Below are 25,096 nucleotides of genomic sequence, written 5' to 3'. Positions count from 1 at the left end.
CGCCATGCGAACCGAGACCCCGGCACGATCCGGCGGCCCCGTCGACTCCCACCGGGACCCTGCGCGGGCGGCCGCCCTGCACCGACTCGCCAGCGCTCTCTCGCCGCCGGTTCCCGACCGGCCGACCTCGGTGCCGTGGGCCGACCTCGACCCCGCGGGTGACCGGCCGGAGCGGATCCCGCCGCAGTACCCGGATGCGGCCGCCTGGGCCGACCCGCCGTGGTGGGGTCGCATCCGGTGGGCGCCCGACCGGCTCGCCGGGATCGCCCTGGTGATGCTGGTGCTGGGTCTCGGCGCGTTCTCCGTGCACCGTCTGATCTCGTCCGTCCCCGAGGGGCCTGCGGTCCCCGACCTCCCGTTGGCGCAGGTGGGGGAGCCTGTCGCCGATCCCGCCGATCCCGCCGACGCGGCCACTGACGAGGGCGGCGCCTCGACCCGGCCCGCCCCGCCGTCCCCGGGGTCGGGGAGCGGGGAAGCGGGTACCGCCGGGGAACCGCTCGTCGTCTCCGTCGTCGGGCTGGTCGGCCGCAGCGGACTGGTCACCCTCGCGCCCGGCGCGCGCGTCGCCGACGCGCTCGACAGCGCGGGGGGTGTCCTGGAGGGCGGGGACCGGGACGGGCTCAACCTGGCGCGCAAGGTCTCCGACGGCGAACAGATCCTCGTCGGGTCAGCCCCCGGCCCGGACGGGTCGGGAGGTCCGCGCAGCGACATCATCGGACCGGGCCCCGGCCCTGGGCCGGGTTCTGGTGCGGGGCCGGGAACGGCGGGGACCGGCGCGCCAGCGGGCGGCCCAACGGATCCGGGAGGAGGTGGGGGTCTGATCGACCTCAACACCGCCGACGCCGCGGCGCTCGAGTCGTTGCCCGGTGTCGGGCCGGTGACCGCGTCGTCGATCCTGGCGTGGCGGGCCGCGAACGGGTCGTTCTCCGGCGTCGACCAGCTCGTAGAGGTCGACGGGATCGGGCCGGCGACCCTGGCACGGCTCCGGCCGCTGGTCACGGTGTGAGCGACCGGGTCGACACGTCACGGCGCCGGATTCCGGCGGCGCGCGATCTGCGGCTGGTCGTGCCGACGCTCGCGGTGTTCGCGGCCACGGCTGCGACGGGCGAGGCCCGACCGGCTCTCGCCGCCGCCGTCGCGGTGGTGTTGGCGGCGGCCGCGGTGGTCGCCGCACTGTGGTCCGTCGGCGGGTCGACCGGTTCCACGCAGGGGGTGCGCGAGCGTCTCGACCGCACCGCACTGGGCGTCCTCGCGCTGGCGTGCGCGACGGGTGCGGTCGCGGCGGGGGTGCAGGCCGCCCGGGTGCACGCCCTGGCCGCGCACCCGCTGAACGATCTGGTGGGAGCGCGCACAGGCGTACAGGCGGTGGTGACCGGGTTCGACCGGCCGATCCGCGGCGGTGGGGTGGTGGTGCCGGTCCGGGTGGAGTCCACCGGGTCGGGGAGCTCGGCGCGCGAGGCCGAACTCGACGTTGTGCTGCTGGCCCGCAGCGGCTGGCGGGGGCTCCCGCCGGGGACCCGGGTGGAGGCATCGGTGGCGGTGGTGGAGCCGCGATCCGCGGGAGAACCACCTGCACTCCGGGCGCTGTCCCCGCCCCGCGTGACGGGCCCACCCGGATGGTCCGGACGGATCCCGGCGGCGGTGCGGGAGCGGCTCCGGCAGGTCTCCGGCCGCGCACTCGAGGGAGAGGCCGCCGGGCTGCTCCCGTCCTTCGTCCTGGGCGACGAGGGCGGGGTGTCCACCCGGACCCGGGAGGAGTTCCGGGCGGCCGGGCTGGCGCACCTCGCCGCGGTCTCGGGTGCCAACACCACCTACGTCGTGGGTGCGGTCCTGCTCGCCGCGGCGGCTCTCGGGGTCGGGCGGCGTGGGCGGATCCTGGCCGCGGGACTCGCGCTGGCCGGATTCGTGGCGGTGGTCGGCCCGGAACCGGCCGTCCTGCGCGCCGCCGGCACCGGGGCCATCGGTCTGGCGGCACTCGGCGCCCACCGCACCGGCCGCCCGCTGGCCGCGCTGGCGGCGGTGGTGCTCGTCGTCGCCCTGCTCGATCCCGCCACGGCCACCGGCACCGGCTTCGTCCTGTCCGTCACCGCGACCGCCGCCCTGGTCCTGGCGGCGAGGCCGGTGGCCCAGCGGATCCGTCGACCGTGGATGCCCGGGCCGGCCGCCGACATCCTGGCGGTGTGCGTCGTCGCCCACCTGGCGACGTTGCCGGTGCTCGTGGCCTCGGGCCTGGGTCAGGGGCCGTGGGCCCTGCCCGCGAACATCGCCGTCGCCCCGGCCGTCCCGCTGGTCACCGTGCTCGGCACCGCGGCGGCCGCGCTCGGCCCGGTGTGGGAGAGCGGTGCGGTCCTGCTGGCCGCGGCCTGCGCCCCCGCATTGTGGTGGCTCGAGACCGTCGCCGGCATCGCTGCCGGGCTGCCGGGCTCGCCACCCGTCATGCCCGGGTGAGCAGTTCCTGGTCGCGCACCAGGTCGAGTGACAGCGTCCGATAGCCCTGTTCCTCGAAGAACACGGTGAGCCGGTCGTCGTCGACGCTCATGACGATCCCCGAGCCCCACTCACGGTGCACGACCGCGGACTGCAGGGGGAAATCCGCCGCGTCGTGGGTGAGGTCGACCGCGGTGCCGGCGTCGCAGGTGTCGCAGTTCCCGCACGGGTCCGCGAGCTCCTCACCGAAATACCCCAGCAGGAACTGGCGACGGCACCCGTCGGTCTCGGCGTATCCGCGCATCATCTCGATCCGCGAGCGATCGATCCGCTCGAACGTCTCCGACGTCTCCTCGGCCCGCCGGACCGCCTCCTTGGGCCGCACGTCCTCCACGAGTCGCAGGCCCTCCCGCCCGGACTCGACGACCGCCGCCGCCTCGAGGAGATTGACCGCCCCCGTGACGCGCTTTCCGCCGAAGTCCAGCGACTTCCTCAACCGGGTCAGCCGCACCGGGCCGTCGGCCCGGCGGAGGTGCTTGATGACCGCCCGGATGACCTCCTCGTCGGCGCTGTGCGACGAGAAGAAACTCCGCAGGCCGAGGTCCTCGCTGCGGTAGTGGAGTTCGATCGTCGCCGGCTCGCGGTCGCGGCCGGCCCGTCCCGCCTCCTGGTAGTACGTGTCGAGTGAGTCGGGGATGTCGGCGTGCAGGACGAACCGCACGTCCTCCTTGTCGATCCCCATCCCGAACGCACTCGTCGCCACCACCACGTCGAGGTCACCATCGAGGAAGGCGCCCAGCGTCTCCTCGCGGTCGGCCGACTTCTGGCCGGCGTGGTAGGCACGCACCCTCATCGGCCGATCCGAGTCGGCCGCTCGTGCGGCGATCCGCTCGGCGTACTCCTCGGTGGACCGGCGGGTGGCGGTGTAGACCAGTCCGGGGCCGCCGAGTTCGACGGCCCGCTCCACGACCGCGTCCTGTTTGCCGTCGTCCTCGACGTGCCGTCTCACCGCGAAGTGCAGTTCCGACCGGTCGAATCCTCCGGCCAGCACCAGGGCGTCGGACATGGCGAGCCTGTCGACGATCTCCTCGCGGACCGGGGTCGAGGCGGTGGCGGTGAGCGCGATGACGGTCGGCGACCCCATCCGGTGGCGGGCGGCGTCCAACCGCAGGTAGTCGGGGCGGAAGTCGTGGCCCCAGGCGGAGACGCAGTGCGCCTCGTCGACCACGAGGAAGCTCGGCTCGGCGGCACGGAGCCGGTCGAGCACCTCTCGTTTGGCCAGTTGCTCAGGGGTGAGGAACACGAAGTGGACGCGCCCCGCGACGACCTCGTCCCAGGCCTCCGCCTGCTGTCGCACGCCCATCGAGGAGTTGATCGCCAGCGACCGGGTGGGCGCGGAATCCGCGAGCGAGTTCAGACCCTCGCACTGGTCGCTCTGCAACGCGATGAGCGGTGAGACCACCACACACGGGCCGTCCGCCATGATCCCGGCGAGCTGGTAGATCGCCGATTTGCCGTAGCCGGTGGGCAGCACCGCCAGCACGTCGCGGCCTCCCACCGCCGCCTCGATCGCCTCGGCCTGCATCGGGCGCAGGTCGTCCCAGCCGAACACGCGGCGCGCCACCTCGTGGGGATCGGTGGCCTCGGCCTGGGTCGTCGTCACGAGTGCGTCCTCTCTATCCGCGGTCGGGCTGCCCGCGGTGGGATGGTCCCGGACCGTCGAGCGTATGCGCACTGGGCGGTGTGCTCCCACCGCACGCGCCCCCGACCGGTCGCGGGGCACCTGCCGCCGCGCCTACAGTCGGAATATGGAGATGGACATCACTCTCAGGGTTGATGGCGAGCAGCATGTCGTCACCGTGGACACACGCACGACCCTCCTCGACGCTCTGCGCGACCGGCTCGGTAACTACTCGGCCAAGAAGGGCTGCGACCACGGACAGTGTGGGTCCTGCACCGTGTTGGTTGACGACCGCAGGGTCACCTCGTGCCTGTCGCTGGCGGTGGCGCAGGAGGGGAAGGACGTGGTCACCGCGGCGGGCCTGTCCGAGAACGGCCTCCATCCGCTCCAACAGGCGTTCATCGACACCGACGCGTTCCAGTGCGGCTACTGCACACCCGGTCAGGTGTGCAGCGCCGTCGGGATGATCGACGAGGCCCGGGCCGGCGCGCCGAGCCTCGTCACCGAGGATCCGGGTGCGGAGATCGCCCTGACCGACGAGGAGATCCGGGAACGGATGAGCGGCAACCTGTGCAGATGCGCCGCCTACCCCAACATCGTCGCCGCCATCCGACAGGTCGTCGATTCCGCGGGCGACGAGGCGGAAGGGGCCGAGCGATGAGACCGTTCCGGTACGAACGTCCCACGGACACCGACTCGGCCGTCGCCTTCCTGCAGGAGCACGCCGGTGCCAGACCACTGGCGGGCGGTACCAATCTCATCGATCTGATGAAGCTGGGAGTGGCCACCCCGGACGTCGTCGTGGACGTGTCCCGGCTCCCGCTGGACTCCGTCGACCGGTCGGGCGACGGCGGCGTGCGGATCGGCACCAACGTACGCAACGCCGACCTGGCGGCCCACCCTCTCATCCGGGCCGACTACCCGGTGCTGAGCCGCGCACTGCTGTCCGCCGCGTCACCGCAACTGCGCAACCTCGCCACGACGGGGGGCAATCTGCTCCAACGGACCCGCTGTGTGTACTTCCAGGACGTCACCACCCCGTGCAACAAGCGCGAGCCCGGAACCGGCTGCTCCGCCATAGGTGGTTACACGCGCTATCACGCGGTCTTCGGCCACTCTTCCGACTGCATCGCCACCCATCCCTCCGACATGGCGGTCGCCCTGGCGGTACTCGACGCGACTGTGATCGTCGTGGGTCCCGGCGGGGAACGTCGGATCCCGGTCACACGGTTCCACCGTCTCCCGGGTGACCAACCCCAGCGGGACACTGTCCTGGAGAGTGACGAGCTGGTGGTGGCGGTCGAGTTGCCCCCTCCCGTGCGCGGCGCCGTCGCCACCTACCGCAAGGTCCGTGACCGGGCGTCCTTCGCATTCGCGATCGTCTCCGTGGCCGCGCATCTGAGCGTCGACGACGGAGTCGTCACCGACGCCCGGATCGCCTGCGGTGGAGTCGCCCACGCGCCGTGGCGCGCCACCCGGGCCGAGGAGACGCTCACGGGTCGGGCCGCCACCGCCGCGTCGTTCGCCGAGGCGGCCGACGCCGAGCTGGCCGCGGCCGAGCCCGTCGACGGCACCGAGTTCAAGGTGCCGTTGCTGCGGCGGACGATGATCGCCGTCTTGCGCGACCTGACGGCCGGGTCTACGAGCGGTCGCGCCGGTGCGGCCGGACAGGAGGATGCTCGATGAGCGCCATGGGCACGTCCGTCCCCCGTCTCGACGGCCCCGCCAAGGTGACCGGGACGGCACCGTACGCCTTCGAGCACACCGGGCCGGGCGAGACGGTGCATCTTCATCCGATCACCGCCACCGTCGCGCGGGGCACCGTCACCGCGATGGACACCGCGGCGGCCGAGGCCGAGCCGGGGGTTCTCGCCGTGCTCACCCCGTGGAACGCGCCGCGGCTGGCCGACACCTCGGAGCGCGAGTACGCCATCTGTCAGGACGCGGAGGTGCTCTATCGCGGTCAGCCGATCGGACTGGTGTTGGCCGAGACCGCCGAGGTGGCGCGGTGGGCCCAGTCGCTGGTGCGGGTGGCGTACGACCAGGCGCCCCACGACGTCGCCTTTCGCCCCGACCATGCCGACGCCTACGAGCCCGAGGTCGTCAACGGCGGCTACGGGCCCACGTCCGCGACCGGTGAGATGGGCCCCGCCCTCGCACAGGCGGGCGTCGACGGCCACGTCGTGGACCAGAGCTACTCCACTCCCGAGGAACACAACAATCCCATGGAGCCGCACGCCGTCTCCGCCCACTGGGACCCCGACGAGCCCCTGCTGACGATGTATGACTCCACCCAGTCCCCGCACGGCGTGGCCACGACGCTGGCACCGGTGTTGGGCCTGGAGGCCGGGCAGATCCGGGTCATCGCGCCACACGTCGGCGGCGGCTTCGGCTCCAAGGGCGCACCGCACGCCCACGACGTGCTGGCCGCCCTGGGCGCGATGCACCTGCCGCGCAGGCTGATCAAGTACGCGGTCACCCGGCAGCAGATGTTCGTCTTCGTCGGGTACCGCCCGCGGACGGTGTCCCGGATCCGGCTGGCCGCCGACGCTGACGGGCACCTGACCGCGATCGGCCACGAGGCCTGGTCGCAGAGTTCGCGGGTCAAGGAGTTCGTGGAGCAGTCCGCGGTCCCGTCCCGGTCGATGTACGCCGCGCCCAACCGCAGGACGACTCACCGTGCCGTGCCTCTGGATGTGCCCGCGCCGTACTGGATGCGTGCGCCGGGGGAGGCCCCGGGAGCGTTCGCGGCGGAGGTCGCGATGGACGAGCTGGCCGAGACGTGCGGGCTCGACCCCATCGACCTACGGGTGCGCAACGACCCGGAGACCGACCCGGAGTCGGGCAAACCCTGGACGTCGCGGCGCCTGGTCGACTGCCTGCGCGAGGGTGCGCAGCGATTCGGGTGGTCCCGGCGCCCGACCACTCCGGCCTCCCGTCGGGACGGCTGCTGGCTGGTCGGCTACGGCGTGGCGGGTGCGGCGTACCCGCACATGGTGCAACCCGGGTCGCGCGCTACGATCCGTGCCGAGGGCGACGGCCGATACCGCGTCCGGGCGGGGGCCGTGGACATCGGCACCGGCACGTGGACCGCGCTCACCGCGGTCGCCGCCGACGCGCTCGGCCGACCCGCCGAGTCGATCACCCTGGAGATCGGCGACTCGGCCCTGCCCTACGCCACGGTCGCCGGCGGTTCGTCCGGCATCTCATCCTGGGGTTCGGCCATCTTCGCCGCGGCCGGACGGTTCCGGACCAGGTACGGCGACGATCCGCCCCGCGGCGCGGAGACCACCGCCGCGGCCGGCGACTATCCCGAGCTCGAGCGCTACCGTGCGATCTCCTTCGGCGCCCACTTCGTCGAGGTCCGCGTGGACGCCGACACCGGGGAGATCCGGGTGCCCCGGATGTTGGGCGTGTTCTCCATCGGCCGGGTCGTCAATCCCCGCACCGTGCGGTCGCAGTTCATCGGCGGCATGACGTTCGGGCTGTCCATGGCGCTGCACGAACAGAGCGTGCGGGACACCCGGTTCGGCCACGTCGTCACGCAGAACCTCGCGGACTACCACGTCCCGACCCACGCCGACGCCACGGATATCGACGCGGTGTGGCTGGACGAGGTCGACGAGCACGCGACCCCGATGGGCACGCGCGGTGCGGGCGAGATCGGCAACGTCGGCAGCGCGGCGGCCGTCGTCAACGCCGTCTACAACGCGACCGGTGCCCGCATCCGCGACCTACCGGTCCACGCCGACGCGCTCCTGGAACACCTGCCCGTCGATCAGTGACCGCCGGTCGGACCGCCGTCGTCCCCGAGATCGGCGGGATGGTCGATGTCGCGCGGGGACCCCGTGCCGTCGCACGGCACTTCCCGCACCTCGTGCGAGTGCTCCCGTAGATGGTGGCGAGCTCCGGCGTCACCGACCGCCGAGGCGATGATCGCGGCATGGTGCGATGCGCCGAGGAGGACGGGGTGTGCACGGACCCCGCCGTAGGTCGCGACCGCCAGTGGCGCATCGGCGGCCATGACCCGGCGGACCGATTCCGCGCCCAGCCACGGCATGTCGACGGGGACGACCACCGCGTCCTCGGCCCCGACGGCCGTGAGCCCGGCGCGCAGCGAGGACCCCATCCCCGTCTGCCAGAGCGGATTGTGCACCACCTCGGCGCCGGGCACGTCCAGCTCGACCGCGCCACTGACCACCACGACCCGCTCACATCCGCCCGCGTGGAGCAGCGCCACGGCGTGGTCGACCAGCCGTGCTCCGCGGAAGTCGACCACGGCCTTGGGCCGGCCGAACCGGCGACCCGCGCCCGCGGCCAGCACCAGGCCGGTCATCGGTGGATGGCCACGTCGAGGCCCGTGAGCGGCGCGCCGGTGCCGCCGCGGCGATGGGCGACCAGTTCGGCGGCGACGGACACGGCGGTCTCCTCCGCTGTGCGCGCACCGAGGTCCAGTCCGAGGGGGGAACGCAGGCGGGCGAGTTCGGAGTCGGTGAGTCCCTCCGCTCTGAGCAGATCGAGTCGTTCGGCGTGGACGCGGCGGCTACCCATCGCGCCGACGTACCCCGCCGGACTGCGCAGGGCCGACCGCAGGAGCGGTATGTCGAACTTGTGGTCGTGGGTGAGCACGCAGATCGCGGTGGATTCGGCGACCGTCACGGAGTCCAGGTAGTCGTGCGGCCAGCAGGTGATCACCTCGTGTGCCTCCGGGAAGCGCTCTCGTCGGTTGAGGGCGGGGCGGGCGTCGCAGACCACCACCCGGTAGCCGAGCAGGGCGCCGGCCCGGCTGAGCGCCTCGCCGAACGCGCTCGCGCCGAAGATGAGAAGGGAGGGGGGAGCGAAGGAGTGCACCAGCACGCGGGTGGCCGGCTCGTCGACGCCCGTGGGGCCGGGGATGTCGACCGTCACCGCACCGGGGCGACCGACGTGTTCGGCCGCGACGCGGGTCGCGTGACGGTCCAGGTGCGTGTCACCGAGGGAACCCTCGGTGCCGTCGGTTGCCACCACCAGGTGGGCGCCGGGGCATCGGCCTGTCACGGTGGTCGCGAGGACCGCCGACCGACCTCCGCGCAGCGTCTGGCGCACCCGTTCCAGCGCATCGTGACCGGCGTCGTCGAGCGGGTGGACGAGGACCTCCGAGGTCCCGCCGCAGGTCGGCCCTTCGGCGAACGCGGTGAGCTCATCCCCGCCGAAACGGGCGAGCACGGGGGTGCCGTCGGCGATCACCTGCTCGCACAGGGAGAACACCGTCCCGTCCACGCAGCCACCCGAGACGCCGCCGACGACCTCGCCGTCGGCGGCGACCGCCATCGCCGCACCCGGCGGAAGGGGCGCCGACCCCCCGGTGTGCACGACCCTGGCCAACGCGCCGGGCACGTTCTCCAGGCGCCAGCGGCGTACGGCGTCGAGCAGCAAATCCACCTCCCCAGTATCCCGGCGACCACAGGCCGCCGCATCCGTTCGTCGGCGCTGCCTGACCGGATGCGTGGTCGGCGACCGCGGTGGACCATGGGCGTCACAGTCGGACCCTGGAAGACCACCCGGAGGAGGAATCATGGGCAAGCGGGAAGACCTGGCGGGACGTACGGTCGTCGTCACGGGTGCCTCGAGCGGATTCGGCCGCGGCACGGCACTGGCACTCGGTGAGCGGGGTGCCCACGTCGTCGTCGCCGCCCGGAGGGCCGCACCGCTGGAGGAGGTCGTCACGCAGATCACCGGGGCCGGCGGCAGCGCGGTGGCAGTGCCGACCGACGTCAGCGACGCGGACGCCGTCGAGCAGCTCGCCGCGGCGGCGGAGGAGCGTTTCGGTCACATCGACGTGTGGGTCAACAACGCTGCGGTCGGCGTCATGGGTCTGTTCTGGGAGGTGCCCGTCGCCGACCACGCGCGGCTCGTCGACGTGGACCTCAAGGGGATGATGTTCGGTGCCCATGCGGCGCTGCGCCGCTTCGCCGCTCGAGGGGAGGGCGTGTTGGTCAACGTCGGCTCGGTCGCCGGCGAGGTGCCGTTGGCGTACCAGGCCAGCTACGCCGCGGCGAAGGCGGGCATCAGCAGCCTGGGACGTTCACTCAACGAGGAGCTGCGGTTGGCCGGGTTGGGCGAACAGGTCACGGTGTCCACGATCCTGCCGTGGGCCGCCGACACGCCCTGGTGGGATCACGTCGGAAACTACACCGGACACGCGCCCAGGCTGTCGGCGATGGACGATCCCGACATCGTGGTGGAGGCGATCATCGACGCGTGCACCGATCCGCAGCAGGAGCGGCCGGTCGGCCCCAAGGCCCGCACCGCGAGGTCCTCGCACAGGCTGTTCCGCGAGCTGGGCGAGCGGTTCTCCGGGAAGCTCTCGGAGTCCGAGATCAGCAAGGGCACGCCCGTGCCGGACACCGCCGGCGCCCTCCACGAGCCGGTCGCGGAGGGCACCGCGGTCCACGGTGACACCCGGGAGCGGATGGTCATGGAGGACGCCGAGCGGCGGTCCTGAGGCCGACAGGTCCGGGGGTCACGGCGTGGGCATGCCTCCGGTCACCGCGAGCGTCTCGCCGATCACGTAGCTCGACTCGGGCGAGGCCAGGAACACGTAGGCGGGCGCCAACTCGGTGGGCTGCCCGGCACGGCCGAGCGGGGTGGAGTGCCCGAACTCGGGCAGCTCGTCCTTGGGCTGCCCGTCCGACACCTGTAGAGGTGTCCAGATGGGGCCGGGTGCCACGGCGTTCACCCGGATCCCCTTGGGGGCGAGCTGCTGGGCCAGCCCCTTGGTGAAGTTGTTGATCGCGGCCTTGGTGGACGCGTAGTCCAGCAGGTTCGGCGGCGCCATGTAGGCGACCACGGAGGTCGTGTTGATGATCGTGGACCCGGGCTCCAGATGGCGCAACGCGGCCCTGGTCACCCGGAACATCCCCACGATGTTGACCTCGAAGGTGTCGGTGAGCTGCTCGTCGGGCAGGTCCTCGAGCGCGGGTGCGACCACCTGCTTGCCGGCGTTGTTGACGAGGATGTCGAGGCCTCCGAGCCGCTCGACGGCGGTGTCGGCGAGGCTCTCGCAGAACGCGCGGTCGGTGAGGTCGCCGGGGATGAGCGCCGCGGTGCGGCCCTCGCGTTCGACGATCTCGGCGACGGCACGGGCGTCGGGTTCCTCGTCGGGCAGGTGGTGGATGGCCACGTCGGCGCCCTCGCGGGCGAAGGCGATCGCCACCGCGGCCCCGATGCCCGAGTCGCCGCCGGTGATCAGCGCCCTGCGGCCGGTGAGCCGGCCGGTGCCGCGGTAGGAGTGCTCGCCGAGGTCCGCCTTGGGTTCGAGCCGTGCGTCGAGTCCCGGCTCGTCCTGGTGCTGGACCGGCGGTTCGATGGAGGGGTAGCGGGTCGCCGGATTTTGGAACGTCAGCTGGTCGGTCGTCTCTGTGTCGGCGTCCTGGTTCTCGCTCATGTCGTTCCCTTCGATGCTCGGACACCGCGCATGGTGGCGCTTCGCGTCGGCGTCGCTCGGTCGGATTGGCTCGTGGCCCTGAAAATACGTGCGGGAGCGGGCGGGGTCGACCGGTCGGGTGCGGTGGTGGTGCGGGCCTGTCGGCGCGGCGTGGCACGATGACTGGGATAGACAACGACGACGACAACGACAACGACAACGACGACAACGACGACGAGGAGCGCAGATGGCATCGGGGTCCGCACCGGCTGTGTTGCACCTGGTGTTGGGCGAGGACGAGTTCCTCACCGAACGCGCCACCACGGGCGTCGTCTCGACGGTGCGTGCGGCGACCCCGGCCGGGCAGGACCCGCCGGTGGTCTCGAGGCTCGGTGGGCCCGAGGTCACCGCCCCGCAGCTGTTCGAACTGCTCTCGCCGTCCTTGTTCGGCGAGGCCCGCATCGTGGTGATCACCGGCGCGGCGGAGCTGGGCAAAGACGCCCAGTCCGCGGTGTTCGGCGCGGCCCGTGATCTACCCCCCGAGACGGTTCTGGTCGTCCAGCACACCGGCGGCGGCCGCGCCAAGGCCCTGGTGGCGGACCTGCGCAAGGCGGGGGCCGAGGAACACGCGGCCGGCAAGCTCACCCGGCACATGGACGTGGTCGGCTTCGTCCGGTCCGAGTTCCGGACACTCGACGTGAGGGTCGCGCCCGAGGCCTGCGAGGCCCTGGTCGAGGCGGTGGGCACGGACCTGCGGCAGTTGGCGTCGGCGTGCGGTCAGCTCGTGGCCGACACCGGCGGCAAGGTCGACGTCGAGGCGGTGCGGCGCTACCACTCGGGGGTCGTGGGGGTCAGTGGGTTCACCGTGGCCGAGCGCGCGGTCACGGGGGACGTGGCCGGCGCGATCGAGGCACTCGAGTGGGCCATGCACACCGGCGTCCCGCACGTCGTGCTCGCGGATGCCCTGGCCGACGCGGTGAACTCCATCGCCCTGGTCGGTACCCAGCGGGGCGTGCCGTCGGCCGACCTGGCCCGGCAGGGCCTGCCGCCGTGGAAGGTCAAGAAGGTCACCGCCCAGACCCGGTACTGGTCCATCGAGACCCTGGGCAGCGCGCTGCAGGTCGTCGCCACCCTCAACGGCGAGGTCAAGGGCGGGGCGGAGGACACGTCCTACGCCCTCGAGCGCGCCGTCCGCGCGGTCGGAACGCTCGCGTCCGCCGGCTGACCGGGCCCGCAAAACGGGGACGTGAGTGGACCCGCATTGGGGACACGCCGTCCACTCACACGCCGGCCCCACACACGACAGCCACTCATACGACGAGGGCCCACCTCACGCACGTGGTGCGGGGTGGGCCCTCGGAGCCTCGTCACGTCACTCGGGCAGACGTGGGGCTGGGTTCCTCCCGGTCAGGGGAGGGACCGAGGTGCTCAGAGGCTGTTGACAGCCTTGGTGAGCGCCGACTTCTTGTTGGCGGCCTGGTTCGGGTGGATGACACCCTTGCTGGCGGCCTTGTCGAGCTGACGGGAGGTGGCGACGAGCAGGGCGCCGGCCTTCTCCTTGTCACCGGCCGCGGTGGCCTCACGCAGGCTGCGGATGGCGGTACGCAGGCCCGACTTGGTCGACTGGTTACGGAGGCGGTTGCGCTCGTTGGTGAGGTTCCGCTTGATCTGGGACTTGATGTTGGCCACTCGTCACACCTTTTTGTCGTGTGTCGACGGCTCCACGAGGGGATCCCGCCGATCGGATGTCTTGTCGTCTCGTCCGCGCGGACACGTGCACAACGTGCTCCGGTGGACACCGACGACCCACTTTACCAGCGGGGGTGTCACCGGCCAAAACGTGCGACGACGCCTCCGTCGATCCCCGGCCCCGGAGGGGTCGGCCGTCTCAGCGCCAGCCGTAGTCGGCGCGGAGCCGATCGGCGACCGCCTCGAACCTCGGCCGCGGGCAGATCGCGCCCTCGCGGCGGATGCCCTGTTCGGGAACGTCCAGCACGCGGTCGAGGCGCACCCAGCTCGGTCGGCCCTCGGGGTCCCAGGGGCCCGATCCGAGCCCGAGCCACCCCTCGTCGTCGTCCCTGGAGTGCTGCGACGAGAGCTGGAGGCCGAGCAGACGGTCCCCGTCGCGCCCCACCACCAGGACCGGGCGGTCCTTGCCGCGGCCGTCGTTCTCCTCGAACTCGACCCAGGTCCAGACGATCTCGCCGGGGTCGGCGTGGCCGTCGAGGTCGGGCGCGTAGGCGATCCGGCGGGCCCGGCTCGAGGTGGGGGCGGTGCCGGTGGTGGCGGGCCGTCCCCCGCCGCCGACCTCCGGGGACAGGGCGGGGGAGACCCCACGGTCGTCCAGCCGCCTGCGTACCTCGCGCGCGACGGTCGGTCCGTACCTGCGACCCACGCGGACCGCCGTTCGACCCACCCGGGCCCAGTCGATAGCCATGAGCGTCAGCGTAACCGTCCTATGATCTCGACATGGACATGCTGTTGGCAGTGGTGTGGGCGGACGACGACGCCCCGGTGGATCCTGCGGACGCGGCGGGCCTGCGGGCACGGATCGCGGACGCCGTCGAGGGGTCGCTGTCCGCCCTCGGGGTGGAGGAGTACCTGCTCAACGTGCGCGACGAGGCGGTCGCGGGCGCGATGATCGACGTCCGGGTCACGCCGCGGCCGGTGCTGGCGGCGCTGCGCGCCCGCGTGCCGGTCGCCTCGGCTTCCGCGTGCGCCGACCTGCTGGAGGCACTGCGTGACCTGGGGCCGGTGTCGGCCTGGTCGGTCACCGCCTCCGAGCCGCTGCCCGCGCCCGGACCGGGCCGGACGGCCGGTGCGAGGGGATGGCCAACCTGGCGTTCCTGCGGCGGCCCGAGCGCATCGGCCGGGAGGAGTGGCTGCGCACGTGGCTCGAGGAGCACACGCAGGTCGCCATCGACACCCAGTCCACCACCGCCTACACCCAGCACGTGGTGGTCCGTGCGCTGACCGCCGACGCTCCGGTGATCGACGGGATCGTGGAGGAGGTCTTCCCCGTCGAGGCCGCGACGGACCTGGGGGTGTTCTTCGACGCCCGCGGCGACGACGCGCGCATGGCGGCCAACATCGAGGCCATGACCGCCTCGACCGGACGGTTCCTCGACGACGGCACGGTGGACGCCGTCCCTACGGGGCGGTACGTGATGGGAGTTCCCGGCGCGGGCGTGTGACAATGGGGTGATCGCCCGGTCGGACCGCACCCAGCCACGCCCGGGCCCGCCCGAGGAGTGATCGAGATTCCCAACTTCGCAGAGACGACGTTCACCGATCCCGCCAGGATCAGGAACTTCTGCATCATCGCCCACATCGACCACGGCAAGTCGACGCTCGCCGACCGCATGCTGCAACTCACCGGCGTGGTCGAGGAGCGGCTCATGCGCGCCCAGTACCTCGACCGGATGGACATCGAGCGCGAGCGCGGCATCACCATCAAGGCGCAGAACGTCCGCCTGCCGTGGGTGCCGCGTTCCGGCCCCCACCAGGGCGAGGAGATCGTCCTGCACATGATCGACACCCCGGGCCACGTGGACTTCACCTACGAGGTCTCCCGCGCGCTCGAGGCGTGCGAAGGTGCGATCCTGCTGGTCGACGCCGCGCAGGGCATCGAGGCCCAGACGCTGGCCAACCTCTACCTGGCCATGGAGAACGACCTCGAGATCATCCCGGTGCTCAACAAGATCGACCTGCCGGCGGCGGACCCGGACCGGTTCGCCGAGGAGATCTCCCACATCGTCGGGTGCGAGCCGGACGACGTGCTGCGGGTCTCCGGCAAGACGGGCATGGGCGTCGAGGCGCTGCTGGACAAGGTGTGCGAGAAGGTCCCCGCGCCCGTGGGCGATCCGGACGCCCCGGCCCGCGCGATGATCTTCGACTCGGTGTACGACACCTACCGCGGTGTGGTCACCTACGTCCGGGTGTTCGACGGCTCGCTCAACCCGCGCGAGAAGGTCAGGATGATGTCCACGGGCAGCACCCACGAGGCGCTCGAGGTCGGCATCATCTCGCCGGAGCCCAAAGCGACGAAGGGGCTCGGGCCCGGCGAGGTCGGTTATCTCATCACCGGCGTCAAGGACGTCCGCCAGTCCAAGGTCGGCGACACCATCACCACCGCCCGCGGCGGGGCGGAGGAGCCGCTCGCGGGGTACGCCGAGCCCAACCCGATGGTCTTCTCCGGGCTGTACCCGATTGACGGCTCCGACTACCCGGTCCTGCGCGACGCCCTGGACAAACTCCAGCTCAACGACGCCTCGCTGGACTACGAGCCGGAGACCTCGGTCGCGCTCGGGTTCGGCTTCCGCTGCGGCTTCCTCGGACTGTTGCACATGGAGATCACCCGGGACCGGCTGGAGCGCGAGTTCAACCTCGACCTCATCTCCACCGCCCCGAACGTGGTGTACCGCGTGGTCGCGGAGGACGGCAGCGAGCACCAGGTCACCAACCCGTCGTACTGGCCCGAGGGCAAGCATCGCGAGATCTTCGAGCCGATCGTCAAGTGCACGATCATCGTGCCCAGCGAGTACGTGGGCACGGTCATGGAGCTGTGCCAGTCCAAGCGCGGCGAGATGAAGGGCATGGACTACCTGTCCGAGACCCGCGTCGAGCTCCGGTACGTCATGCCGATGGGCGAGATCATCTTCGACTTCTTCGACTCGCTCAAGTCCCGCACCAAGGGTTACGCGTCGATGGACTACGAGGAGGCCGGCGAGCAGGTCTCCGATCTGGTCAAGGTCGACATCCTGCTGCAGGGCGAGGCCGTGGACGCGTTCAGCGCGATCGTGCACCGCGACTACGCCCAGGCCTACGGCAACAAGATGACGGGCAAGCTCAAGGAGCTCATCCCGCGTCAGCAGTACGAGGTGCCGATCCAGGCGGCGATCGGCGCGAAGATCATCTCCCGCGAGAACATCCGCGCGATCCGCAAGGACGTGCTCTCCAAGTGCTACGGCGGCGATATCAGCCGTAAGCGCAAGCTGCTGGAGAAGCAGAAGGAGGGCAAGAAGCGGATGAAGTCCATCGGGCGGGTGGACGTGCCGCAGGAGGCCTTCGTCGCGGCACTGTCGGCGGATTCGAGCGCGGACAAGAAGTAGGTCCCCGCACCGTGCGCGTGACTCACGCCCGCGCGCGGTGTCGGCGGACGGCGCACCGGTTGGTGCACCGCGTCGAGCAGTAGGTCTTGCGTCCGTTGCGGGTGGTGTCGGCGAAGACGGCGTCGCAGTCGTCGGCGGCGCACCGCGCGAGCCGGTCGATGCCTCGCGAGGTCAGGTGGAGTGCGGTGCCCACTGCGAACATGGCGGTGAGCAGGCGGGCGAAGGAGACGTCGTCGGCGCGGTAGTGCACGTGCCAGTGGCCGTCGTGGTCGGTCAGGCGCGGCGGTGCCGAGTGCTCGGCCAGGAGGGCGTTGAGGGCGTCGGCGCGCCCGTGCGGCGCGGTGGTGTCGACGACGACGAGCCACGCGTCCAGAAAGGCGTCGACCTCGTCCAGGTCCGCGTCCGAGGCGCTCCGGTCGATGGTCACCCCCGCCTCGCGACAGCGGTCCACCAGTTCGCGGGTCGTGCGGGGGCGGCGATTGGCCAGGTCGGCGGCCAGCGTGACCGGATCGGCCCCGTAAGGGTTGATATACACAAACCAATTACAGCACAGTGATCGCCATGCCCTCATCGTTCGCGGCCGTCGCCGCGTCCCCCGCACTCGGTGTGTCCGTCTGGGTGCTCGCCGCGCTCGTCCTGGCGGCGTTCGTCGCCGGGTGGGTGGACTCGGTGGTCGGCGGGGGAGGGCTCATCCAGCTGCCGGCGCTCGTCATCGCGCTGCCGGCGGAGGCCTCGACGCCGGAGATCCTCGGCACCAACAAGCTGTCCTCGGTCGCCGGCACCCTGGTCGCGACCCTGACCTATCTCCGGAAGATCCGCGTGCCGGTGGCGATGGTGTTCCCCCTGGTGGTGGCGGCCTTCGCGGGGTCCGCGGCCGGGTCCTCGGTGGCCCGGTTCATCCCCAAGGAGCTCCTCACGCCGATCGTCCTGGTGGCCGTCGTGGCGGTGGGCGCCTACACCTACTTCACGCCGACCATGGGGCGGGTCCACGAGGAACGGCACACCGGCTGGTCGCGGACGTGGCGCTCGGCGCTGATCGGTGGGGTGATCGGGTTCTACGACGGGGTGCTCGGCCCGGGGACGGGGTCGTTCTTCGTCATCGCGATCGTCGCGTTCCTGGGGTTCGGGTTCCTCCAGGGCACCGTGGCGGCCAAGCTCGCCAATCTCACCACGAACATCGCCTCGATCCTGGTGTTCGGCCTCCACGGTGAACTGCTGTGGATCATCGGCGGGTGCATGGCGCTGGCCAACCTGGCCGGCGGGTTCCTCGGGGCGCGGATGGCGATGCGGCACGGCAACGAGTTCATCCGCACCGTGTTCCTCGTGGTCATCAGCATCCTGGCGGTGAGACTGGCCTGGGAAACCGCCACGCAGTGGCTGTGACCCCGGGGCCCGCCGCGGCGTGCTCCGACGTGACCGCCGGCGGACGTAGACTCCCGCACATGACCCTTCCGAGCCCCGAGGCCTCCCGTCATCCGCTGCTCGACGAGTCGCCGTTGCCGTACGGCCTGCCGGACTTCGCCGCCATCCGGGAGGAGGATCTGGAGCCGGCCATCCGGACCGCGATCGACGACCACGCGGCCGAGGTCGCCGCGATCGTCGCCAACCCGGAGTCGGCGACCGTGGACAACACCGTGGTCGCCCTCGAGCGCTCGGGCCTGGCCCTGGACCGGGTGCTGGCGGTGTTCTACGGCCTGCTCGGCCCGGACGCCACCAAGGCCCGCCTCGACGTGGACCGGGTCGTCTCGCCGCTGCTGGCCGCGCACCATTCCGCGGTGATGACCAACCCGGTTCTGTTCGGCCGGGTGGACGCGGTGCTCTCCGCTCTGGAGGCGGGGGAGTTGGAGGTCGACGACGAGACGGAGCGGCTCGTGCGCCGCCACCACCGCGACCTGCTGCGCGCGGGCGCCGCCCTCGACGACGCCGGCCGGGCCCGACTCACCGCCATCGACACCAGGCTGGCCGAGTTGACCACCGAGTTCGGCGAGAACCTGCTGGCCTCGACCGCCGAGCTGGCCGTGCCGGTCACCGACGAGGCCGAACTCGCGGGCCTGTCGGACTCCATGCGGTCCACGCTCGCCGCGGTCGCCGCCGAGTCGGGGCGTGAGGGGTGGCTGATCCCACTGGGGCTTCCCACCGTGCAGCCGATCAGCGCCCTGCTGGACGACGCCGGTCTGCGCCACCGCGTCATGGAGGCCTCACTCGGTCGGGGCGCGACGCCGGGCCACGACAACACCCCGGTCGTGCTGGAGATCGTCCGCCTACGCGCCGAGCGGGCGCGGCTGCTCGGGCTGGGATGCCACGCGGAGCATGTCCTCGCGGTGGAGACCGCCGGATCGCCCGAGGCGGCTCGCGGGCTGCTGCTCGACGTGGTCGACGCGGCCGTGACCAACGCCCGCAACGAGGCCAAGGACCTGCTCGGCGGCGACGACCGTGAACTGAACCCGGCCGACTGGGCCTGGGCGTCCGAGCGGCTGCGGGCCGAGCGGTTCCGGGTCGACGACGCGACCGTCCGTCCCTACTTCGAGCTCGAGCGCGTGCTGCGTGACGGGGTGATGCACGCGGCATCCGAGCTGTACGGGCTGCGCTTCGCCGAGCGGAACGACCTGCGCGGTTTCCTCCCCGACGTCCGGGTCATCGAGGTGTTCGACGACGAGCGGACCGAGCCCGACGCCGGCGTGGGGCTCCTGCTGTTGGACTACTACGCCCGCCCGACCAAGCGCGGTGGGGCGTGGATGAGCTCGTTCCGCGACCAGTCCCGGCTCCTGGATTCGCGGCCCGTCGTCGTCAACGTCATGAACCTGGCCCGTCCCGCGGCGGGGCAGCCCACGCTGCTCACGATGGACGAGGTCACCACGATGTTCCATGAGTTCGGGCACGCCCTGCACGGGCTGCTGTCGGACGTGGAGTACCCGGTGTTCTCCGGCACCTCCGTGCCCCGGGACTTCGTCGAGTTCCCCTCCCAGGTCAACGAGATGTGGGCGCGTCGACCGGAGATGCTCGCGCACTATGCCCGGCACGTGGAGACGGGGGCGCCGATCGCCGAGGACCTCGTCGAGCGGATGCGGGAGGCCGAGCGCTTCGGTGAGGGGCAGGCGACCGTGGAGTACCTCGGGGCGGCACTGCTCGACCTGGCCTGGCACTCCCTGTCGCCGGAGGAGGCCGACGCCGTCACCGACGTCGACGAGTTCGAGGCCCGCGTCCTCGCCGAGGCAGGTCTCGACGTCCCCGGCATCGAGCCGCGTTACCGGTCCCGGTACTTCCAGCACATCTTCGCGGGCGGGTACTCCGCCGCGTACTACTCCTACTTCTGGGCCGAGGTGCTCGACGCCGACGCCACCGAGTGGTTCGTCGAGAGCGGGGGCCTGACGCGGTCCTCGGGCGAGCGGATGCGGCGCGAGGTGCTGTCCCGGGGCGGGGCCATCGACTTCCTCGACGCCTACCGCCGCATGCGGGGGTCGGAGCCGAGCACCGCCGCGCTGCTGCGTCGGCGCGGGCTCGACTCCTCGGTGGTGGGAGGCCACGGGGTCGCCACCGCCGGGCGGTCGTAGGATCGGGACGTGACGGCGTTCCTGGAGTTCTGGGACAGAGTCGAGCTCTGGCTCGCCACCCTGCCGTTCCCGTTGCAGGTGATGATCCTGCTCGTGATGGGGCTCCCGCTGTTCTTCCTCGTCGCGGTGGCGGTCGAGAAGGGCGCGGATGTCCTCGTCCACCGGTTCCGGGCGCTCGTCGCCCCGAGGACCGTCGAGACCCGGAAGGAGGTCCGTTGATGCCCCGGTCGCGTGTGACACTCGCCCTGGTCCTGCTGATCGCGCTCGTCGTGATCGCGTGGCTCCTCGTCGAGGTGCTCTGACCCCCGTTCCACGGCGACATTTCCGCGATCGCCGCGGAATTCCAACCACCGCCACGCGGCGCCGTCCGGCCGTACACTCCTCGACATGCAGCGCTTGAGTGGGCTCGATGCCAGCTTCCTCTACTTCGAGACCAGGTCCCAGCTCCTGCACGTGTGCGGGCTGATCGTCCTGGACGTCTCCGGAATGGAGGACGGGTACTCCTTCGAGGCCCTGCGGACCGAGCTCCGACGTCGGATCACCGCCATGCCACCGTTCCGGCGCAAGTTGCACGACTCGCTGCTCAACGTGGACCATCCGGTGTGGGTCGAGGCCGAGGACTTCGACATCGACCACCACCTCCACCGCGTCGGTATACCGGAGCCCGGCGGGGACCACGAGCTCGCCGAACTGTGCGCCCACCTGGGCAGTCAGCCGATCGACCGGTCGATGCCGCTGTGGCAGATGTATGTCATCGAGGGACTGCCGGACGGCCGGGTGGCGGTCTTCGCCAAGATGCACCACTCGACCGTCGACGGCGTCACCGGCGCCAACATGCTCTCGCAGCTGTGCACCCTCTCCGCGGACGAGCCGGAGCTCGACGAGGAGCTGGTCGAGGAGACCGCCGGTGGGTCCGGCGCCCTGGAACTCGCCGTCGGGGGCGCTCTGTCGCGCCTGGCCACGCCGTGGCGACTCGCCTCCCTGTTGCCGGGGACGGTCGGGGTGCTCCCGTCCTGGATCAACCGCGCCCGCAAGGGACTGGCGATGCCCGCGCCGTTCACCGCCCCGCGCACCCCGTTCAACCGCACGATCACCGGACACCGGTCGATCTCCTACGCGAGTGTGGACCTGGCGGACATCAAGCGGGTCAAGAACGCGTTCGGCACCACGGTCAACGACGTGGTGCTCGCCGTCTGTTCGACCGCTCTGCGCAAGTACCTCGACGACCGCGACGCACTGCCGCGCAAGCCGCTCATCGCCATGGTCCCCATGTCGGTGCACGCCGCGGAGTCGCGCCCCGGCACCAATCGTGTCTCGGGCATGTTCATGTCCCTGGCCACCGACATCGACGACCCGGTCGGTCGGCTCGAGGCGATCCGCGACGCCAACACCGTCGCCAAGGACCACACCGACGCGCTGGACGCCAACCTGCTCACCGACTGGGCGCAGTTCGCGGCGCCCTCGGTGTTCGGTTCCGCGGTCCGCATGTATTCGCGACTCCGGCTGTCCGAGCGCCACCCCGTGGTGCACAACCTCGTCATCTCGAACGTGCCCGGCCCCAACTTCCCGCTGTACTTCCTCGGCGCGAAGATCGAGAAGATGCTGCCCCTGGGCCCGGTCTTCCACGGCGCGGGCCTCAACTGCACCGTGATGTCGCTGGACGGCAGTCTGCACTTCGGGTTCATCGGGTGTCGTGACCTCGTCCCGGATCCCTGGCCGTTGGCGAACGCGGTCGAGGACGCCCTGGCGGAGTTCGTGGTCGCGGCGGAGGAGCGGGAGAAGAGCGGCACCCCCACCGCCGCGCGCAAATCGGCGGGCGAGTTGGCGCAGGAGCGCAAGGAGCAGCGCAGTGCTGCCCGCCAGGCGTCCAAGGAGTCCGCGAAATCGGGGTCCAAGGCCACGGCGGTGACCGGACGCGATCGCGCTTCGACCCGGGCGGCCACGCAGGACGAGTCCGGCGCGGACGCGGCCTCGCGGCCCGCCGCCGGAGAGGCGGGTGCCACGACGGCGCCGGCCAAGAAGGCGCCCGCGAAGAAGGCGCCTGCGAAGAAGGCTCCGGCCAAGAAGGCGCCCGCGAAGCAAGCGCCCGCGGAGAAGGTCTCGGCGGAAAAGGCTCCCGCGAAGAAGGCGCCCGCGAAAAAGGCGCCCGCGAAAAAGGCACCGGCGACGAAGGCTCCGGCAAAAAAGACCTCGGCAAGAAAGGCCCCGGCCACGACGAGTTCGCAGCAGAAGCGCGCGGCGAAGCCGACCGGGTCCAAGCCCGCAGCCTCCACACCGGCCGCGACCACACCGGCCGCGACCACGCAGACCGCGCCCACGCAGACCGCGCCCACGCAGACCGCGGCCGGGCCCGACCGTCGGACCACCGCGCCGGAGGCTCCCGCGGGACCGGGTACCCCCGACGATGCCGCCCAGGCACCGACCTACAGCGCGCCCGCGGCTACAGTCCTTGGCGACGACGAGATCTCGGCGACGCCGACCCCGCCGATCGAGACCCTGCCCGCCCCGGACCCGACTGGAGATGAGACCTCATCGGACACCCAGACCGGTCAGGTGTGACCGCCGCGCCCCACGACCCCGCCACACTGGCGAGCGCGCCCCCGCCCCGCGATCCGCGGGCGCCATTCGGCATCTACCTCCACGTGCCGTTCTGCTCCACCCGGTGCGGATACTGCGATTTCAACACCTACACCGCCGGCGAACTCGGCTCGGCGACCTCCCCGGTCGACTGGGAACGGGCCGCGGCGATCGAGATCGACCGGGCCGCGCAGGCCCTGGCCGCGGCGGGCACGCCCCCTCAGGTCGACACGGTCTTCATCGGCGGCGGCACCCCGTCGCTGGTCGGCGCGGACGTCCTCGTGGGCCTGCTCGAGCGCATCGACTCGGCGTTCGGGCTGGCGCCCGGCGCGGAGATCACCACCGAGAGCAACCCGGAGTCCACCTCGCCGGAGTTCTTCGCCCGACTGCGCGAGGGCGGATTCACCCGCATCTCGCTGGGCATGCAGTCGACGGCCGCCCACGTCCTGCGCGTCCTCGACCGGACCCACACCCCCGGACGCCCGCAGGAGGCGGTGGCCGAGGCCCTGCGGGCCGGGTTCGAGCACGTCAACCTCGACGTCATCTACGGCACCCCGGGCGAGACGGACGACGACCTGGCGCGGACACTCGACGCGGTCGTCGACGCCGGGGTCGACCACGTCTCCGCCTACTCGCTGATCGTGGAGGACGGCACCGCGCTGGCCCGCCGCATCCGCCGCGGTGAGATGTCGGGCACGGTCGACGACGTCCTCGCCGACCGTTACGAGCAGGTGGCCGAGCGTCTCGCCCGTGCCGGGTTCCACTGGTACGAGGTCTCCAACTTCGCCACCGACTCCTCGGGATACTGCCGCCACAACATGGGCTACTGGCGCGGCGGCGACTGGTGGGGCATCGGGCCGGGCGCGCACTCGCACGTCGCCGGGGCCCGGTGGTGGAACGTCAAGCATCCCGCCCGCTACGCCGCCGAGTGCGACGCGGGCCGGCTGCCCGTGGACGGCGGGGAACTCCTCACCGACACCGACCGCCACATCGAGCGCATCATGACCGGGCTCCGCCTGGCCGAGGGGCTCGACGACGGCGCCTTCACCGCCGACGAGCGGATCCGCGCCGACACCCAGGTGGCGGCCGGACTGCTCCGGCGACGGTCGGCCGGCGATCCCGCGGGTCCCGGTTACGCGCTCACCGAGGCGGGCCGGTTGTTGGCAGACGGGGTCGTGCGCGACGTCCTCGTCTGAGCCGTCGGCCCGGGAAGTGGCATAGAATCGCCACGACGAGGACAGGGAGGAGCGAGTATGTCGAGTACGGCCGATCGTAGGACCGACGTCTTACGGGCGATCGTCTCCGACTACATCGCCTCCCACGAACCGGTCGGGTCCAAGGCCCTCGTCGATCGGCACTCGCTGGGCGTGTCCAGCGCCACCATCCGCAACGACATGGCCGTGCTCGAGGCCGAGGGGTTCATCGTCCAACCCCACACCAGTTCCGGTCGGGTCCCCACGGAGAAAGGCTACCGGCACTTCGTCGACTCCATCGAGGAGATCACCCCGCTGTCGCGCGCGGAACGCCGGGCGATCCAGGCCTTCCTCGAGGGCGCCGTCGACCTGGACGACGTCCTCCGGCGGGCCGCACGGCTGCTGTCCCAGCTCACCCGTCAGGTCGCCGTCGTCCAGTACCCGGTCCTCGGTCGCTCCACGGTGCGCCACCTCGAGGTGGTGAGCCTGAGCCCCACCCGCCTGCTGCTGGTCCTCATCACCGACACCGGCCGCGTCGATCAACGGACGGTGGAGCTGGCCGCGCCGTTGACCGACGAGCTCCTCGGGGAACTGCGGACCCTGCTGTCCGAGGCCGTCGCCGACAAACGCCTGCCCGACGCCTCCGAGGCCCTGACCTCCACGGGCGACCGGGCCCGTCCCGAGATCCGCGACGCGGTCGAGCGCTGCGTCGCGGTCTTGGTCGGCACGCTCGTCGAACACCCCGACGACCGGATCGTCCTGGGCGGCACGGCCAACCTCACCCGCAGCGCCGCCGACTTCGACGGCTCCCTGCGCTCGGTCCTCGAGGCGCTCGAGGAACAGGTCGTGATCCTTCGCCTGCTCACCGCGGCCCACTCGGTGGGCCGGGGAGGGCCGGGGGGTGTCACCGTCCAGATCGGGGCGGAGACCCAGGCCGCCGAGATCCGCGGCGCCTCCGTGGTGTCCTCCCAGTACGGGGCGGAGGGCCAGACATTCGGTGGGATGGGGGTGCTCGGGCCCACACGGATGGACTACCCGGGAACAATCGCCTCGGTCGCCGCTGTTGCCCACTACGTGGGCGAGCTCATCACCGGGCGCTGACGTCCGTACGCTCCTTCCCGGAGCCAGATCTTCCTCTCGACGAAAGGCCA

Annotated in this window: 22 protein-coding genes and 1 pseudogene; 15 read left to right on the top strand and 8 right to left on the bottom strand. The window is 71.8% G+C overall.

Translation table 11 applies throughout. The features are described from left to right. Window positions 1-4: 4 nt before the first annotated feature. Window positions 5-1,006 (top strand): ComEA family DNA-binding protein, encoded by a 1,002-nt coding sequence (locus Q2K20_RS10820; protein ID WP_269529107.1) that lies wholly within the window; start codon window positions 5-7, stop codon window positions 1,004-1,006. Next, entirely contained in the window at window positions 1,003-2,448 is a 1,446-nt protein-coding gene (locus Q2K20_RS10815; RefSeq protein ID WP_269529108.1) for a ComEC/Rec2 family competence protein, read from the top strand. The genes Q2K20_RS10820 and Q2K20_RS10815 overlap by 4 nt, the downstream gene beginning before the upstream one ends. On the opposite strand, the gene Q2K20_RS10810 is transcribed toward Q2K20_RS10815, so the two are convergent. Next, on the bottom strand, window positions 2,435-4,090 hold the full coding sequence (locus Q2K20_RS10810; protein WP_159148809.1) for a RecQ family ATP-dependent DNA helicase: 1,656 nt from the start codon (window positions 4,088-4,090) through the stop codon (window positions 2,435-2,437). The two genes, Q2K20_RS10815 and Q2K20_RS10810, sit on opposite strands and share 14 nt — an antisense overlap. Window positions 4,091-4,235: 145 nt before the next feature. Here Q2K20_RS10810 and Q2K20_RS10805 point away from each other — a divergent pair, with 145 nt between their 5' ends. Genes Q2K20_RS10805 through Q2K20_RS10795 form a run of 3 tightly spaced genes read left to right on the top strand, consistent with a single transcriptional unit; the run spans window position 4,236 to window position 7,893 of the window. Beyond that, on the top strand, window positions 4,236-4,769 hold the full coding sequence (locus tag Q2K20_RS10805; protein ID WP_069389686.1) for a (2Fe-2S)-binding protein: 534 nt from the start codon (window positions 4,236-4,238) through the stop codon (window positions 4,767-4,769). Then, window positions 4,766-5,794, top strand: a complete 1,029-nt coding sequence (locus Q2K20_RS10800; RefSeq protein WP_069389687.1) for an FAD binding domain-containing protein — start codon at window positions 4,766-4,768, stop codon at window positions 5,792-5,794. Before Q2K20_RS10805 ends, Q2K20_RS10800 begins: the two co-directional genes overlap by 4 nt. Further along, window positions 5,791-7,893, top strand: coding sequence for a xanthine dehydrogenase family protein molybdopterin-binding subunit (locus Q2K20_RS10795; protein WP_069389688.1), 2,103 nt, complete (start codon window positions 5,791-5,793; stop codon window positions 7,891-7,893). The genes Q2K20_RS10800 and Q2K20_RS10795 overlap by 4 nt, the downstream gene beginning before the upstream one ends. Here Q2K20_RS10795 and Q2K20_RS10790 read toward each other — a convergent pair. Next, window positions 7,887-8,444, bottom strand: a complete 558-nt coding sequence (locus tag Q2K20_RS10790; RefSeq protein WP_069389689.1) for an NTP transferase domain-containing protein — start codon at window positions 8,442-8,444, stop codon at window positions 7,887-7,889. The two genes, Q2K20_RS10795 and Q2K20_RS10790, sit on opposite strands and share 7 nt — an antisense overlap. After that, entirely contained in the window at window positions 8,441-9,529 is a 1,089-nt protein-coding gene (locus tag Q2K20_RS10785; RefSeq protein WP_253695805.1) for an XdhC family protein, read from the bottom strand. Before Q2K20_RS10785 ends, Q2K20_RS10790 begins: the two co-directional genes overlap by 4 nt. Window positions 9,530-9,662: 133 nt before the next feature. On the opposite strand from Q2K20_RS10785, the gene Q2K20_RS10780 reads away from it, so the two are divergent. After that, entirely contained in the window at window positions 9,663-10,592 is a 930-nt protein-coding gene (locus Q2K20_RS10780) for an SDR family NAD(P)-dependent oxidoreductase (RefSeq protein WP_069389690.1), read from the top strand. A gap of 18 nt (window positions 10,593-10,610) precedes the next feature. Here the strand turns inward: Q2K20_RS10780 and Q2K20_RS10775 are convergent, their stop codons facing one another. After that, a complete protein-coding gene (locus Q2K20_RS10775) occupies window positions 10,611-11,534 on the bottom strand; it encodes an SDR family oxidoreductase (protein WP_119192821.1) in 924 nt (307 codons plus the stop codon). Between the two features lie 226 nt (window positions 11,535-11,760). On the opposite strand from Q2K20_RS10775, the gene holA reads away from it, so the two are divergent. Then, window positions 11,761-12,738 (top strand): DNA polymerase III subunit delta, encoded by a 978-nt coding sequence (gene holA, locus Q2K20_RS10770; RefSeq protein WP_119192822.1) that lies wholly within the window; start codon window positions 11,761-11,763, stop codon window positions 12,736-12,738. A gap of 203 nt (window positions 12,739-12,941) precedes the next feature. Here the strand turns inward: holA and rpsT are convergent, their stop codons facing one another. The 3 genes from rpsT to Q2K20_RS10755 form a co-directional block, all read right to left on the bottom strand. Next, a complete protein-coding gene (rpsT, locus tag Q2K20_RS10765; protein ID WP_067719663.1) occupies window positions 12,942-13,202 on the bottom strand; it encodes a 30S ribosomal protein S20 in 261 nt (86 codons plus the stop codon). Between the two features lie 199 nt (window positions 13,203-13,401). Beyond that, the gene (locus Q2K20_RS10760) at window positions 13,402-13,950 is read right to left on the bottom strand and encodes a type II toxin-antitoxin system PemK/MazF family toxin (RefSeq protein WP_069389692.1); all 549 of its coding nucleotides are present in this window, start codon (window positions 13,948-13,950) and stop codon (window positions 13,402-13,404) included. A 19-nt stretch (window positions 13,951-13,969) separates the two neighbouring features. Then, the gene (locus Q2K20_RS10755) at window positions 13,970-14,287 is read right to left on the bottom strand and encodes a hypothetical protein (protein ID WP_253695806.1); all 318 of its coding nucleotides are present in this window, start codon (window positions 14,285-14,287) and stop codon (window positions 13,970-13,972) included. Between the two features lie 54 nt (window positions 14,288-14,341). Between Q2K20_RS10755 and Q2K20_RS10750 the strand changes: the two genes are divergently transcribed. Next, a complete protein-coding gene (locus tag Q2K20_RS10750) occupies window positions 14,342-14,707 on the top strand; it encodes an EthD domain-containing protein (protein WP_253695807.1) in 366 nt (121 codons plus the stop codon). Window positions 14,708-14,764: 57 nt separating this feature from the next. Further along, window positions 14,765-16,624: a translation elongation factor 4 gene (gene lepA, locus Q2K20_RS10745; protein ID WP_069389693.1), complete on the top strand. Its 1,860-nt coding sequence runs from the start codon at window positions 14,765-14,767 to the stop codon at window positions 16,622-16,624. 22 nt (window positions 16,625-16,646) lie between these two features. On the opposite strand, the gene Q2K20_RS10740 is transcribed toward lepA, so the two are convergent. Beyond that, window positions 16,647-17,159 carry a CGNR zinc finger domain-containing protein gene (locus Q2K20_RS10740; RefSeq protein WP_069389694.1) on the bottom strand — a complete coding sequence of 171 codons (513 nt, stop codon included), beginning with the start codon at window positions 17,157-17,159 and terminating at the stop codon, window positions 16,647-16,649. A gap of 26 nt (window positions 17,160-17,185) precedes the next feature. Here Q2K20_RS10740 and Q2K20_RS10735 point away from each other — a divergent pair, with 26 nt between their 5' ends. From Q2K20_RS10735 to hrcA, 6 genes and pseudogenes are all read left to right on the top strand, one after another. Continuing rightward, window positions 17,186-18,007, top strand: coding sequence for a TSUP family transporter (locus Q2K20_RS10735; protein WP_119192836.1), 822 nt, complete (start codon window positions 17,186-17,188; stop codon window positions 18,005-18,007). 59 nt (window positions 18,008-18,066) lie between these two features. After that, on the top strand, window positions 18,067-20,175 hold the full coding sequence (locus Q2K20_RS10730; protein ID WP_269503206.1) for a M3 family metallopeptidase: 2,109 nt from the start codon (window positions 18,067-18,069) through the stop codon (window positions 20,173-20,175). Window positions 20,176-20,184: 9 nt separating this feature from the next. Next, on the top strand, window positions 20,185-20,394 hold the full coding sequence (locus Q2K20_RS10725; protein ID WP_119192825.1) for a hypothetical protein: 210 nt from the start codon (window positions 20,185-20,187) through the stop codon (window positions 20,392-20,394). 168 nt (window positions 20,395-20,562) lie between these two features. After that, window positions 20,563-21,951, top strand: a pseudogene (locus Q2K20_RS10720) (WS/DGAT/MGAT family O-acyltransferase); the annotation flags it as partial. A gap of 809 nt (window positions 21,952-22,760) precedes the next feature. Beyond that, a complete protein-coding gene (gene hemW, locus Q2K20_RS10715) occupies window positions 22,761-23,948 on the top strand; it encodes a radical SAM family heme chaperone HemW (RefSeq protein ID WP_240341501.1) in 1,188 nt (395 codons plus the stop codon). 57 nt (window positions 23,949-24,005) lie between these two features. Beyond that, entirely contained in the window at window positions 24,006-25,046 is a 1,041-nt protein-coding gene (gene hrcA / locus Q2K20_RS10710) for a heat-inducible transcriptional repressor HrcA (protein ID WP_132061978.1), read from the top strand. Window positions 25,047-25,096: the final 50 nt, after the last annotated feature.

The organism is Dietzia sp. IN118 (genome assembly GCF_032905965.1).
Taxonomy (GTDB): domain Bacteria; phylum Actinomycetota; class Actinomycetes; order Mycobacteriales; family Mycobacteriaceae; genus Dietzia; species Dietzia kunjamensis.
The sequence above is the reverse complement of the archived record's forward strand: the minus strand, read 5'-3'. Positions and strand labels throughout refer to the sequence as shown.

Bases quoted from the DNA above. Each gene is read 5' to 3' on its own strand.
- Q2K20_RS10795 (WP_069389688.1), top strand. From the start codon at position 5,791: ATGAGCGCCATGGGCACGTCCGTCCCCCGTCTCGACGGCCCCGCCAAG.
- Q2K20_RS10800 (WP_069389687.1), top strand. From the start codon at position 4,766: ATGAGACCGTTCCGGTACGAACGTCCCACGGACACCGACTCGGCCGTC.
- Q2K20_RS10735 (WP_119192836.1), top strand. From the start codon at position 17,186: ATGCCCTCATCGTTCGCGGCCGTCGCCGCGTCCCCCGCACTCGGTGTG.
- holA (WP_119192822.1), top strand. From the start codon at position 11,761: ATGGCATCGGGGTCCGCACCGGCTGTGTTGCACCTGGTGTTGGGCGAG.
- Q2K20_RS10750 (WP_253695807.1), top strand. From the start codon at position 14,342: ATGGCCAACCTGGCGTTCCTGCGGCGGCCCGAGCGCATCGGCCGGGAG.
- Q2K20_RS10760 (WP_069389692.1), bottom strand. From the start codon at position 13,950: ATGGCTATCGACTGGGCCCGGGTGGGTCGAACGGCGGTCCGCGTGGGT.
- Q2K20_RS10790 (WP_069389689.1), bottom strand. From the start codon at position 8,444: ATGACCGGCCTGGTGCTGGCCGCGGGCGCGGGTCGCCGGTTCGGCCGG.
- Q2K20_RS10775 (WP_119192821.1), bottom strand. From the start codon at position 11,534: ATGAGCGAGAACCAGGACGCCGACACAGAGACGACCGACCAGCTGACG.
- Q2K20_RS10820 (WP_269529107.1), top strand. From the start codon at position 5: ATGCGAACCGAGACCCCGGCACGATCCGGCGGCCCCGTCGACTCCCAC.
- Q2K20_RS10780 (WP_069389690.1), top strand. From the start codon at position 9,663: ATGGGCAAGCGGGAAGACCTGGCGGGACGTACGGTCGTCGTCACGGGT.
- hrcA (WP_132061978.1), top strand. From the start codon at position 24,006: ATGTCGAGTACGGCCGATCGTAGGACCGACGTCTTACGGGCGATCGTC.
- Q2K20_RS10805 (WP_069389686.1), top strand. From the start codon at position 4,236: ATGGAGATGGACATCACTCTCAGGGTTGATGGCGAGCAGCATGTCGTC.
- Q2K20_RS10730 (WP_269503206.1), top strand. From the start codon at position 18,067: ATGACCCTTCCGAGCCCCGAGGCCTCCCGTCATCCGCTGCTCGACGAG.